Origin of the sequence: Thalassobaculum fulvum (assembly GCF_014652915.1) — a bacterium.
Taxonomy (GTDB): Bacteria; Pseudomonadota; Alphaproteobacteria; order Thalassobaculales; family Thalassobaculaceae; genus Thalassobaculum_A; species Thalassobaculum_A fulvum.
In genome coordinates, this window is sequence record NZ_BMZS01000006.1 from 267,566 (window position 1) to 280,147 (window position 12,582).

At 71.9% G+C, this 12,582-nt stretch carries 9 protein-coding genes; 7 read left to right on the plus strand and 2 right to left on the minus strand.

The window, feature by feature from the left end; all coding sequences use genetic code 11:
• Nucleotides 1-181: 181 nt before the first annotated feature.
• Together IE246_RS14635 and IE246_RS14640 are read left to right on the plus strand one after the other, a co-directional pair.
• Nucleotides 182-1,621, plus strand: coding sequence for a homospermidine synthase (locus IE246_RS14635; RefSeq protein ID WP_189990860.1), 1,440 nt, complete (start codon nucleotides 182-184; stop codon nucleotides 1,619-1,621).
• A gap of 43 nt (nucleotides 1,622-1,664) precedes the next feature.
• On the plus strand, nucleotides 1,665-2,714 hold the full coding sequence (locus IE246_RS14640) for a serine hydrolase domain-containing protein (RefSeq protein ID WP_189990862.1): 1,050 nt from the start codon (nucleotides 1,665-1,667) through the stop codon (nucleotides 2,712-2,714).
• Nucleotides 2,715-2,723: 9 nt separating this feature from the next.
• On the opposite strand, the gene IE246_RS14645 is transcribed toward IE246_RS14640, so the two are convergent.
• The gene (locus tag IE246_RS14645; protein ID WP_189990864.1) at nucleotides 2,724-3,545 is read right to left on the minus strand and encodes a potassium channel family protein; all 822 of its coding nucleotides are present in this window, start codon (nucleotides 3,543-3,545) and stop codon (nucleotides 2,724-2,726) included.
• 107 nt (nucleotides 3,546-3,652) lie between these two features.
• Between IE246_RS14645 and IE246_RS14650 the strand changes: the two genes are divergently transcribed.
• Nucleotides 3,653-4,579, plus strand: coding sequence for an aminotransferase class IV (locus tag IE246_RS14650; RefSeq protein WP_189990866.1), 927 nt, complete (start codon nucleotides 3,653-3,655; stop codon nucleotides 4,577-4,579).
• Between the two features lie 84 nt (nucleotides 4,580-4,663).
• On the opposite strand, the gene IE246_RS14655 is transcribed toward IE246_RS14650, so the two are convergent.
• Nucleotides 4,664-5,569, minus strand: a complete 906-nt coding sequence (locus IE246_RS14655; RefSeq protein ID WP_189990868.1) for a LysR substrate-binding domain-containing protein — start codon at nucleotides 5,567-5,569, stop codon at nucleotides 4,664-4,666.
• A gap of 95 nt (nucleotides 5,570-5,664) precedes the next feature.
• Here IE246_RS14655 and IE246_RS14660 point away from each other — a divergent pair, with 95 nt between their 5' ends.
• The 4 genes from IE246_RS14660 to IE246_RS14675 all read left to right on the plus strand — a co-directional run bounded on the left by IE246_RS14660 (nucleotide 5,665) and on the right by IE246_RS14675 (nucleotide 12,501).
• A complete protein-coding gene (locus IE246_RS14660) occupies nucleotides 5,665-7,221 on the plus strand; it encodes a trimethylamine methyltransferase family protein (protein ID WP_189990870.1) in 1,557 nt (518 codons plus the stop codon).
• A gap of 40 nt (nucleotides 7,222-7,261) precedes the next feature.
• Complete coding sequence (locus IE246_RS14665) at nucleotides 7,262-9,298, plus strand: NADH:flavin oxidoreductase (protein ID WP_189990871.1); 2,037 nt, start codon at nucleotides 7,262-7,264, stop codon at nucleotides 9,296-9,298.
• Nucleotides 9,299-9,491: 193 nt separating this feature from the next.
• Nucleotides 9,492-11,483: an oxidoreductase gene (locus IE246_RS14670; protein WP_189990873.1), complete on the plus strand. Its 1,992-nt coding sequence runs from the start codon at nucleotides 9,492-9,494 to the stop codon at nucleotides 11,481-11,483.
• A gap of 1 nt (nucleotide 11,484) precedes the next feature.
• Nucleotides 11,485-12,501, plus strand: coding sequence for an Ldh family oxidoreductase (locus IE246_RS14675; RefSeq protein WP_189990875.1), 1,017 nt, complete (start codon nucleotides 11,485-11,487; stop codon nucleotides 12,499-12,501).
• The last annotated feature ends 81 nt before the right edge of the window (nucleotides 12,502-12,582 follow it).

The following is a 12,582-nucleotide window of genomic DNA, read 5'->3' on the forward strand; positions in this document are numbered from 1 at the left end:
GAAGCGACGGCTGGGCGACGGCAGTAGCCCCGTCAACTGGAGACTTGATTTGAGCGGCGACCCGTATCATTGACGGCCCGTTCGACGGCACGGGGTGAGCTCCGGTCGTCGGGTCGCACGCCCCGGCAACCACATCGCAGTACGACGGCGCCACCCGCGCCGGTCGCGAGGGAGATCGTTGATGACCGCCTCGACCCACTGGCCCGTGCACGGCACCATCGACGGCCCGATCGTGATGATCGGCTTCGGCTCCATCGGCAAGGGCACCCTGCCGCTGATCGAACGGCATTTCCGCTTCGACCGCAGCCGGTTCGTGGTCGTCGACCCGGACGATTCCGACCGCGCCATCCTGGACGAGCGCGGCATCCGCTTCATCCACCAGTCGGTCACCCGCGACAACTACCGCAAGCTGCTGGAGCCGCTGCTGACCGCCGGCGAGGGCCGGGGCTTCTGCGTGAACCTGTCGGTCGACACCTCCTCGCTCGACCTCATGAAGTTCTGCCGCGAGCTCGGCGTGCTGTACATCGACACCGTGGTCGAGCCGTGGCTCGGCTTCTATTTCGACGAGAACGCCGGCCCGGCCGACCGCTCGAACTACGCGCTGCGCGAGACCATCCGGGCCGAGAAGGCGGCCAGCCCGGGCGGCACCACCGCGGTGTCGTGCTGCGGCGCCAACCCCGGCATGGTGTCCTGGCTGGTCAAGCAGGCGCTGCTGGACATCGCCCGCGACACCGGCGCCGACACCGCCGTGCCGACCACCCGCGAGGGCTGGGGCCGGCTGATGCAGTCGCTGGGCGTCAAGGGCGTGCACATCGCCGAGCGCGACACCCAGCGCGCCAAGCGGCCGAAGCCGATGGACGTGTTCTGGAACACCTGGTCGGTCGAGGGCTTCCTGTCCGAGGGCTTCCAGCCGGCCGAGCTCGGCTTCGGCACCCACGAGAAGTGGATGCCGGAGAACGGCCGCCGCCACCTCGACGGCTGCCGGGCAGCGATCTACCTGCTGCAGCCGGGCGCCAACACAAGGGTGCGCACCTGGTGCCCGACCCCGGGGCCGCAATACGGCTTCCTGGTGACCCACAACGAGTCGATCTCGATCGCCGACTACTTCACCGTCGGCGACCCCGAGGCGCCGGAATTCCGGCCGACCTGCCACTACGCCTACCACCCGTGCAACGACGCGGTGCTGTCGCTGCACGAACTGTTCGGGCGGGCCGGCAAGGTCCAGCCGGTGCTGCACGTGCTGAACGAGGACGAGATCATCGACGGCGAGGACGAGCTCGGCGTGCTGCTCTACGGCCACGCCAAGAACGCCTACTGGTACGGCTCGCAGCTGTCGATCGACGAGACCCGCGGGCTGGCGCCGTACCAGAACGCCACCGGCCTGCAGGTCACCTCGGCGGTGCTGGCCGGCATGGTGTGGGCGCTGGAGAATCCGGAGGCCGGCATCGTCGAGGCCGACGAGATGGACTTCGCGCGCTGCCTCGAGGTCCAGACCCGGTATCTCGGCCCGGTCAAGGGCTACTACACCGACTGGACGCCGCTGACCGACCGGCCGGGCCTGTTCCCCGAGGACATGGACCCGACCGATCCCTGGCAGTTCCGCAACGTGCTGGTGCGCTGAGCCGGGCTGGCGGCGGCCGGACCGCGCCCCTATATCGGGGCCGATGACCGGACGCCTCGCCTCCCTCCCCGCCATCCGTCCCGCGCCCAGCCGGCGGGCGGTGCTCGCCGGGCTCGCGGCCACCGGCGCGACCGGCCTCCGCCCGGCCACGGCAGCCGCCACGGCCGCCGTCGAGAGCGTTCGGCGCCGGGCGGCGGCGTTCGAGCAGCTTCACGCCCTGGTGGTCGGCCGCGGCGGCGAAATCCTGCTGGCCGAGGCGTTCCGCGGCCCGCCGGTCGACCGGCCGGTCAACGTCAAGTCGGTGTCGAAGACCGTGGTCGCCAGCCTGGTCGGCTGCGCGCTCGATCGCGGCCTGCTGGACGGCGTCGACGTCCCGTTCGCGGCAATGGCGCCCGACCTGATCCCCGCGGGCGCCGACCCGCGGGTGCGCCGGATCACGGTCGCCGACCTGCTGACCATGCAGGCCGGGCTGGAGCGCACCTCCGGCCCGAACTACGGCCGCTGGGTGCGGAGCCGGAACTGGGTGTCGCACGCGCTGACCCGGCCGTTCGTGGCAGAGCCCGGCGCCGGCATGCTGTACTCCACCGGCAGCTACCACCTGCTGGGCGCGGCACTCGCCGAGGCGACCGGGCGGGACCTGCTCTCGCTCGCCCGCGACTGGCTGGGCGGCCCGCTGGGCATCGCCGTGCCGCCGTGGACCCGCGACCCGCAGGGCCGCTACATGGGCGGCAACAACATGGCGCTGTCGCCGCTCGCCCTGTACCGGTTCGGCGAGATGTGGCGCTCGGGCGGGCTCTGGAACGACAGGCGCGTGCTGAGCCGGGCCTGGGTCGAGGCCTCATGGACGCCGCGCACGACCTCGGTGTTCTCCGGCGACGACTACGGCTACGGCTGGTTCCTGACCGAGGCGGGCGGGCACGCCGTCAGCTACGCCCGCGGCTACGGCGGCCAGATGCTCTACGTGGTGCCCTCGCTCGGACTGACCGTGGCGGTGACCTCCGACCCGACCCGGCCGGCCCGTTCCGAGGGCTATGCCGGCGACCTGAAGACGATGCTGGCCGAGGACATCATCCCGGCGCTCGGGCGGGCCTGAACGGCCGGCTCATCCCTCGCCCTCGGTATCGAGGTGGATCAGGTTGCCGCAGTGCTTGCAGTGCACCGCATCGGGCTCGTGCCGGTTCAGGCCGCAATGCTCGCACTCGTGGCGGACCTTGTGCGGGCGGAACAGCACCTGTGCCAACCGCAGGAACAGGGTCACGCCGAAGATCATGATGACCACGGCCAGCAGGTGGCCGCCGGATCCCTCCAGGGTGATGTCGCCGAAACCGGTCGTGGTGAGCGCGGCGACGGTGAAGTACAGCGCGTCGACGTAGTTGTTGATGTCGTCGTTGCGCCCCGCCTGGGTCTCGAAGACCAGCCCGGTGGTGACGAACAGGAACACCACCAGGTGCAGGATCGCCATCAGCAGGTCCTCGTGCCGGCGGAACACCGGCAGGTCGGCGCGCAGGCGCCGCAGCATCTGGTAGGCGTGCATCAACCGCAGCGTCCGCAGCACCCGCAGGAAACCGGCGGCGCCGCCCAGGGCCGGGGCCAGGAACGACACGATCGCCGCCAGCTCGGCCAGCACGATCGGGTTGGCCAGCATGGCGAGCGGCCGAGGGTCGATCCACAGCCGGGCCAGCAGGTCGGCGAGGAAGACCGTGCCCAGCACCGGGTCGACCACCCGGGTGACCGCGCCCGCCTCCAGGAACGATGAGACGACGATGTACAGCAGGGTCGCCAGGTCGAGCGCCAGCACGCCGTAGCGGAACGCCTGGGCCCGCCGCGACCCGCCCGCGTATAGATTTCGGACCGACTGGCGGGCGGCGCCGACCCGGTCGCCCAGCCGCCCGCCGATCCCGGCCGGTTCGTGCTTCCTGCCCATTCCCGATCCGCCGTGTTGCCTGCGCTCGCCGCCGCCGACATGGTCGCGTTCCGCGTGGATCCGGCTACGGTATCGTTCCGAGCCCGCCACCGCCACGAGGCCGTCCGATGCCGACCGATCCCAGCCACCATTCCGCCCACGACGCCGAGGCCGATCCGCGCAACGACGACCTGCGCCTGTACGTCAACGGCCGCATCGTGCACCGCTCGGAAGCGGTGGTGTCGGTCTACGACGCCGGATTCATGCTGGGCGACGGGGTGTGGGAGGGGCTGCGCCTGTACAACGGCAACTGGGCGTTCCTGGGCGAGCACCTGGACCGGCTGTTCGAGGCCGCCAAGGCGATCGACCTGGAGATCGGCATGACCCGGGCCGAGCTGAAGGACGCGCTCGATGCAACCGCCGCTGCCAACGCCATGCGCGACGACGCCCACGCCCGGCTGATGGTGACCCGCGGGGTCAAGGCCAAGCCGTTCCAGGACCCGCGGCTGTCGCGCTCCGGCCCGACCGTCGTGATCATCATGGAGCATTCGACGCCGAGCGCCGCGACCGCCGACCGCGGGCTGCGCCTGCACACCGTGCCGATCGTGCGCGGCCTGCCGGTCACCCAGGACCCGAAGCTGAACTCGCACTCCAAGCTGAACTGCATCCTGGCCGGCATCCACGCCATCAAGGCCGGCGCCGACGAGGCGCTGATGCTGGATCCGCACGGCTTCGTCAACACCACCAACTCCTGCAACTTCTTCATCGTCCGCCGGGGCGAGGTATGGACCTCGACCGGCGACTACTGCATGAACGGCATCACAAGGAAGAAAGTGATCGAAGTCTGCCGCGCCGACGGCATCCCGGTGTTCGAGCGCAACTTCTCGCTGGTCGACACCTACGGCGCCGACGAGGCGTTCGTCACCGGCACCTTCGGCGGCCAGACCCGGGTCGCGGAGATCGACGGCCGGGCGATCGGCGAGGGCGAGACGGGGCCGGTCACGCGGCGGATCCAGGGGCTGTACAAGGCGCTGGTGGCGCAGGACACGGCGTAGGGTGGCGGGTGGGTTCCGGCTCGCCCGCGCCGGGGCGGCACGGAGCCGGAACCCACCCGCCGCTGCCGACAGCCGCCGACACCCTCAGGCCGCCACCCCCGACAGCAGCCAGTCGCGCACCCTTCGGGCGTTCGCGCCGATGTCGCGGTCGGCCGGCCAGACCACGCGGAACGCCAGCCCGGTTTGCAGCACGTGGTCGGAGACCCGCTCGAGCAGGCCGGTCTCGACCATCGGGTCGATCAGGTGGCGCCAGCCGAGCGCGATGCCCTGGCCGCCAAGCACCGCCTGCACCACCAGGACGTAGTCGTTGATCAGCAGGCCCCGGTCGCCGGACGGCGGCGGCACCCCCTGGCCGGCGAACCAGTCGTCCCAGTCGGCGGTCGGGCGGAACGGCTCTTCCAGGTGGATCAGGCGGTGCTCCGCGAACTCGGCGGCCGAGGCGGGGCAGCCGAACTGCTCGACATAGGCCGGGGCGACGATCGGCGTGATCTCCTCCTCGGCCAGCACAGCGTCCTCGCAACCCGGCCACGATCCCGCCGGGCCGACCCGGATGCCGAGCGGCAGACTCTCCGCCACCAGGTCGAGGTCGCGGTCGGAGGTCTGGATGCGCAGGTCGATGCCCGGCAGGTCGGCCCGGAACCGCGCCAGCCGCGGCAGCATCCAGAAGCTGGCGAACGCGGTCGAGGCCGACAGGGTCACGTGGCGGTCGGCGCCGGCGGTCAGGTCCTCGGCCGACTTGCGGATGTAGGTCAGGCCGAGCGCCACGTCGGCGTGGAACCGCTTGCCGGCCTCGGTCAGCGCCACCGAGCGGTGCTGGCGGCGGAACAGCGGAGTGCGCAGTTCCGCCTCGATCTTGCGGATCGCGAAGCTGACCGCCGCCTGGCTGATGCCGAGCTCCTCGGCCGCGCGGGTGAAGCTGCCGAGCCGGCCGGCCGCCTCGAACACGATCAGGGCGTTCGCCGAGGGCAGCAGTGAACGCAGGGTTGCCATAAGCCCTGATTATCTGACGGGCCAGAATTTTCCGTCGTCACGGCGACCGCCGGCGTCGCCTACGCTGCAGGATACGGTCGACAGGGAGGTTCGCCATGAGCGTTGCCGAGCCGATGGGAGACACTACCGCCGCGCCCACCCGGAGCCGCCGCCGCGAGCGCCGGCCGGAGCGCCGCGCCGGCGCCGCCGCCCCCGCCTACATCACCCGCCGGATCCCGACCTACGAGTTGCTCGGCGAGGAGGCGCTCGCCCGCATCGAGGACACCGCCGACCGGATCCTGGAGGAGATCGGCATCGACTTCCGCGGCGGCGACGACCGCGCCATCGAGCTGTGGCGCGAGGCCGGCGCCGAGGTCGACGACGAGCGCGTGCGGTTCCCGCGCGGCCTGGTCCGCCAGGTGCTGTCGACGGCGCCGGCCGAGTTCGTCCACCACGCCCGCAACCCGGCCCGCTCGGTCAGGATCGGCGGCGACGCGGTGGTGTTCGCGCCGGCCTACGGCTCGCCGTTCGTCATGGATCTGGACCAGGGCCGGCGCTACGGAACCATGGACGACTTCCGGAACTTCGTGAAACTCGCCTACGCCTCGCCCTGGCTGCACCACTCCGGCGGCACGGTGTGCGAGCCGACCGACGTGGCGGTGAACAAGCGCCACCTGGACATGGTCTACGCCCACATCCGGCACTCCGATAAGGCCTACCTGGGCTCGGTCACCGCCGAGGAACGGGCCGAGGACTCGGTCGAGATGACCCGGATCCTGTTCGGGGCCGGGTTCTTGGAGTCGAACTGCGCGATAATGGGCAACTTCAACGTCAACTCGCCGCTGGTCTGGGACGCCACCATGACCCAGGGCATCCGGGCCTACGCCCGGGCCAACCAGGGCACCATCATCGTGCCGTTCATCCTGGGCGGCGCCATGGGGCCGGTCACCAATGCCGGCGCCATCGCCCAGGCGCATGCCGAGACCCTGGTCGGCTGCGCGCTGAGCCAGCTCGAGCGGCCGGGGGCGCCGACCATCTACGGCAACTTCCTGTCGTCGATGTCGCTGCGCTCGGGCTCGCCGACCTTCGGCACGCCGGAGCCCGCGCTCGGCTCGCTGGTGGTCGGCCAGCTCGCCCGCCGCGCCGGGCTGCCGCTGCGCTGCTCGGGCGCCTTCACCACCTCGAAGCTGCCCGACGCCCAGTCGATGATGGAGAGCGTCACCTCGATGCACGCCGCCGTGCAGTGCGGCGCCAACTACATCCTGCACGCCGCCGGCTTCCTCGACGGCCTGCTGTCGATGTCCTACGAGAAATTCGTGCTCGACGCCGACTTCTGCGGGGCGCTGCACACCTATCTCGCCGGCGTGACGGTCGACGACACTACGCTGGCGCTCGACGCCTTCCGCGAGGTCGGGCCGGGCAACCACTTCTTCGGCTGCGCCCACACCATGGCGAACTACGAGACCGCGTTCTGGGACTCCGAGCTGTCCGACAACACTACGTTCGAGCAGTGGAGCGAGGCCGGCGGCGAGGACTCGATGGTTCGTGCCAACAAGCGCTGGAAGCGTATCCTGGCCGAGGTCGAGGACCCGCCGATCGACCCCGCAGTCGACGAGGCGCTGCGAGACTTCGTGACCCGGCGCAAGGGATCGATGCCGGACGCGTGGTACTGATCGGGGAGCCCTTCGACCGCGGAACCAGGGGGAGAACCGCATGACCACCGACCCGCTGCTCCAGCCCTACCGGCTCAGGCACCTGACCCTGCGCAACCGCATCATGTCGACCGCGCACGAGCCGGCCTATTCCGAGGATGGGCTGCCGAAGGAGCGCTATCGCCTGTACCACGTCGAGAAGGCCAAGGGCGGCATCGCGCTGACCATGACCGCCGGCTCGGCCATCGTGTCGCGCGACAGCCCGGCGGCGTTCGGCAATTTGCACGCCTACAAGGACGAGATCGTGCCGTGGCTGCGCGAGCTGTCGGACGCGTGCCACGAGCACGGCACCGCGGTGATGATGCAGATCACCCACCTCGGCCGCCGCACCAACTGGAACAAGGCCGACTGGCTGCCGGTGCTGGCGCCCTCGCCGATCCGCGAGCCGGCCCACCGCTCGTTCCCGAAGACCGCCGAGGACTGGGACATCGAGCGGATCGTGCGGGACTACGCCGCCACCGCCGAGCGCATGGCCGCGGGCGGCCTCGACGGCATCGAGATCGAGGCCTACGGCCACCTGCTGGACGGCTTCTGGTCGCCGGCCACCAACACCCGGGACGACGACTACAACGGCAGCCTGGACAACCGCCTGCGCTTCACCTGGCGGGTGCTGGACGCGATCCGCGAGCGGGTCGGGCCGGGCTTCATCGTCGGCCTGCGCATGGTCGCCGACGAGGACTGGGACAAGGGCCTCAGCCGCGCGGAAGGCGTGGAGATCGCCCGCCGGCTGGTCGCCTCCGGCAAGGTCGACTTCCTGAACCTGATCCGCGGCCACATCGACACCGACGCCGCGCTTTCGAAGGTCATACCGGTCCAGGGCATGGCGGCCAGTCCGCACCTGGACTTCTGCGGCGAGGTCCGGGCCGAGACGAAATTCCCGATCCTGCACGCCGCCCGAATCAGTGATGTCGCTACGGCGAGACACGCAATTGCCGAGGGCAAGCTCGACATGGTCGGGATGACCCGGGCGCACATCGCCGACCCGCACATCGTGCGCAAGATCGCCGAGGGCCGCGAGGACGAGATCCGGCCCTGCGTCGGCGCCACCTACTGCCTCGACCGGATCTACGAGGGCCACGAGGCGCTGTGCATCCACAACCCGGCGACCGGGCGCGAGCGCAGCATGCCCCACGTCGTCACCCGGACCGACGGCCCGGCCCGCAAGGTGGTGGTGGTCGGCGCCGGGCCGGCCGGGCTGGAGGCGGCGCGGGTCTCGGCCGAGCGCGGCCACGCGGTCACCCTGTTCGAGGCGGCCGACCGGCCGGGCGGGCAGGTCCGGCTCGCCGCCCGCCTGCCGCGGCGGCGCGAGCTGATCGGCATCGTCGACTGGCGGGCCGAGATGTGCGCGCGGCGCGGCGTCGACATGCGCTTCAACACCTACGCCGAGGCCGCCGACGTGCTGGCGCTGGAGCCCGATCTGGTGATCGTCGCCACCGGCGGCCTGCCGAATACCGGCATCGTCGAGGGCGCCGAGCTGGTCGCCAGCTCCTGGGACATCCTGTCCGGCGACGTCAAGCCGGCCGGCCGGGTGCTGGTGTACGACGACAACGCCTCGCACCCCGGGCTGATGGCGGCCGAGGCGATCGCCGACGCCGGCTGCGAGCTCGAGCTGGTCACCCCGGAGCGGTTCTTCGCGGCCGACATCGGCGGGCTGAACCATGTCCCCTACGCCGCCGCCTTCGACCGCCACGGCGTGCGCATCACCATCAACAAGCGGGTGCTGGGCGTGCGCCGTGCCGGCAACGGGCTGGTCGCCACCCTCGGCTCCGACTACAGCGAGCGGGTCGACGAGCGCGAGGCCGACCTGGTGGTGGTCGAGCACGGCACCCTGCCGCTGGACGAGCTGTACTTCGACCTGAAGCCGCACAGCCGCAACCTCGGCGAGGTCGACCACGACGCCCTGATCGCGGTGGCGCCCCAGGCGGTCGACCGCAACCCGGACGGCCGGTTCCAGCTGTTCCGGATCGGCGACGCCGTCGCCTCGCGCAACGTGCACGCAGCGATCTACGACGCCTTGCGGCTGTGCGTGGCGGTGTAGCGGTGAGGGCTGCTCTCCCACCCCAGACCTCATCCCGGACGGAGCGGCAAGGCCGCGGAGATCCGGGACCCAGCGGGCGACAGATGCTCGGGAGACGGCTAGCCGGATGCGGCGCTTGGGTCCCGGCTCGCGCTGCGCGCGTCCGGGATGAGGGATGGGGTGGGAGAGCGAACTACCGACACCTGGCCGCTCGATGACCGCGACCGGCGCCTACCCCCGCCTGTTCACGCCCGCCAGCCTGCGCGGCCACACTCTGCGCAACCGCATCGTGTTCGGCGCCCACACCGCCAACATGGCGCGCGACGGGCTGCCGGACGACCAGCACGTCGCCTACTACCGCGAGCGGGCGCTCGGCGGGGCGGCGATGATCGTGGTCGAGCCGATGCCGGTGCACGCCGCCGCGGTGCTGACCCGCGGCAACTTCCGGCACTCCAGCGACGCGGTGATCCCGCACTTCCGCCGGCTCACCGACGCGGTGCACGAGCACGGGGCGGTGGTGCTCCAGCAGCTCTACCACGTCGGCCAGCACGGCGATGCCGACAACTCCTGGCATCCGAACTGGTCGCCCTCCGGCCTGCCGAGCTACCACGACAGCGACGGCAGCCACGCCATGACCGAAGCCGAAATCGAGCAGACCATCGACGGCTTCGTGCAGGCGGCGCGGCGCTGCCGAGAGACCGGGTTCGACGGAGTCGAGGTGTGGGCCGCCTATCACGGCATGGTCGACCAGTTCTGGACGCCGTGGTCGAACCGCCGCGACGACCGCTGGGGCGGCAGCCTGGAGAACCGCACCCGGATGTCGCGGGAGATCTGCACCCGCATCCGCAAGCTGTGCGGCGACGACTTCGTGGTCGGGCTGGCGGTCAACGACGAGCCGGACTTCGACGTGGCGCTCTCGCGGGAGTCGCTGGCCGAGATCGTCGAGCGGCACGAACGGGACGCCCTGGTCGACTACATCACCTGCGGCTCCGGCAGCTATTTCGACTTCACCAAGCTGATGCCGACCTTCCTGTATCCGGAGAGGCTCGGCGCCGACCTGGCGGAGACCCTGAAAGGCGTGGTCCGACACGCCCTGGTGACCGCCGAGAGCCACATCCGCACCCCGGACAACGCCGAGGCGGTGCTGGCGGCCGGGCAGGCCGATCTGGTGTCGATCGTGCGCGGCCAGATCGCCGACCCGCACCTGGCGAACAAGGCCCGCGACGGCCGGCCGGAGGACGTCCGCGGCTGCCTGTCCTGCAACCAGATGTGCTGGGGCCGGCGGTCGCGCGACTACTGGATCTCCTGCGTGGTCAACCCGTCGGTCGGCCGCGAGTGGGAATGGGGCGGCGACCGCTTCACGCCGAGCCGCGCGGCGAGGCGGGTGCTGGTGGTCGGCGGCGGCCCGGCCGGGCTGGAGGCGGCGCGGGTGGCGGCGGAGCGCGGCCACAGCGTCACCCTGGCCGAGGCCAGCGGCCGGCTCGGCGGGCAGTTCCGGCTGGCCGGCCTGCAGCCGCGCCGGGCCCAGATCCTCGACCTGATCGAATGGTACGAGCGACAGCTCGCCAGGCTGCGGGTGGAGGTCCGGCTGAACGCCTATGTCGAGGCCGACGAGGTTCGCGCGCTCGCGCCCGAGGTCGTGGTGGTCGCCACCGGCTCGCAGCCGGCCGGCGACGGCTTCCAGCGGGGGCTGCCACACCTTCTCGCACTGCCCGGGATCGAGCGTGGCCGGGTATGGTCGGCGGAGGAGGTCATGGGCCGGGCGGCCGGGCTCGGCGACCGTGTCGTGGTGCTCGACGAGGGCGGCAACTGGCGCGGCTGCGGCACCGCCTGGAAGCTGGCCGAGGACGGCAAGGCGGTGACGATCGTCACCCCCGACCCGCTGGTGGCCAAGGAGCTGCAGCGCACCGCCGCCGACTTCCCGCTGCGTCGGCGCCTCGCGCAGCTCGGCGTCCGGTTCGTGTGCGAGAGCGGCATCCTGGAATGGACCGCCGAAGGGGCGCGGGTGGTGTCGTTCCTGACCGGCGAAGAGGCGCTGGTGCCGGCGGACGACCTGGTGACGGCGACCGCCAACCGGGCCGAGGACGGGCTGGCCCGGGAGCTCGACGGTTCCGGCTTCGCGGTGCATCTGGTCGGCGACGCCGCCGCCCCGCGCCAGGCGGCCTACGCCATCCACGACGGCCGCAAGATCGCCCTGGGGATCTGAGATGACCGGGACGGTAACTCTCGCCTTCGACGATGCGCTCGCCCTCGCACGGCAGGCCCTGGCCGCCAGCGGTGCCGGCCACGAGACCGCCGAGGTGACCGCCGAGGCCCTGGTCGAGGCCGAGGCGGAGGGCCTGGCCGGCGTCGGCCTCGCCCATCTCGTGACCTACTGCGAGGCGTTGCGTGACGGCCGGATCGACGGCCGTGCCGAGCCGGCGGTCGAACGCCCCGCGCCGGCCCTGCTCCGCGCCGACGCCCGCGGCGGAGTCGGCCACCTGGCGTTCCGGCGGTCGCTCGACGACCTGACCGCCGCCGCTCGGACCTGTGGCGTCGCGGTGTTCACCTGCCGCAACGGCTTCACCAACGCCGCTCTCGGCTGGTTCGCCGCCCGGCTCGCCGAGCGCGGCCTCGTCGCAATGGCCGCGACCAACGGCGGCCCGGCGCTGCTGGCGGCGTCCGGCAGCACCAGGCCGGTGTTCTGCACCAACCCGATGGCGTTCGCAGCCCCCGTCGCCGGCCGCCCGCCACTGCTGATCGACCAGTCGAGCAGCGCCACCGCCTTCGTGAACATCGCGCTGGCGGCGGCGCGCGGCGAGCCGATCCCCGAGGGCTGGGCGCTCGACCGCGACGGCGCCCCGACCACCGACCCGGCGGCGGCGATGGCCGGCGTGCTGCTACCGTTCGGCGGTGCGCGCGGCGGCAACGTGGCGCTGATGGTCGAGGTGCTGGCCGCCGGACTGACCGGCGCCAACTGGTCGCTCGACGCACCGTCGTTCCTGGCGGGCGACCGCAGCCCCGGCGTCGGGCTATTCGTCCAGGCGCTCGACCCGGACGCTCTGTTCGGCGGCGGCTTCGCCGAGCGGCTGGCGGCCTATCTGGAGCGCATCGAGGCTGCCTACGGTGCCTACGTCCCGGGCCGGTCGCGGGCCGATAAGGCCGCCGCGGCCCGGCGCGACGGGATCGCGATACCGAGCGACCTGTATACCCGGCTCCAGGGATTCGCCGGAACCGGGGGGTGAGCCCGGCGCCGCGGCCGGTCGGCACCGGCTGCTCGCCCTGTCCGGCGATCCGCGCTACCGTTCGCCATCCTCGTCGTCGAC

Coding starts and splice junctions, on each gene's coding strand:
- IE246_RS14635 (WP_189990860.1), top strand. CDS start 182: ATGACCGCCTCGACCCACTGGCCCGTGCACGGCACCATCGACGGCCCG.
- IE246_RS14640 (WP_189990862.1), top strand. CDS start 1,665: ATGACCGGACGCCTCGCCTCCCTCCCCGCCATCCGTCCCGCGCCCAGC.
- IE246_RS14645 (WP_189990864.1), bottom strand. CDS start 3,545: ATGGGCAGGAAGCACGAACCGGCCGGGATCGGCGGGCGGCTGGGCGAC.
- IE246_RS14650 (WP_189990866.1), top strand. CDS start 3,653: ATGCCGACCGATCCCAGCCACCATTCCGCCCACGACGCCGAGGCCGAT.
- IE246_RS14655 (WP_189990868.1), bottom strand. CDS start 5,569: ATGGCAACCCTGCGTTCACTGCTGCCCTCGGCGAACGCCCTGATCGTG.
- IE246_RS14660 (WP_189990870.1), top strand. CDS start 5,665: ATGAGCGTTGCCGAGCCGATGGGAGACACTACCGCCGCGCCCACCCGG.
- IE246_RS14665 (WP_189990871.1), top strand. CDS start 7,262: ATGACCACCGACCCGCTGCTCCAGCCCTACCGGCTCAGGCACCTGACC.
- IE246_RS14670 (WP_189990873.1), top strand. CDS start 9,492: ATGACCGCGACCGGCGCCTACCCCCGCCTGTTCACGCCCGCCAGCCTG.
- IE246_RS14675 (WP_189990875.1), top strand. CDS start 11,485: ATGACCGGGACGGTAACTCTCGCCTTCGACGATGCGCTCGCCCTCGCA.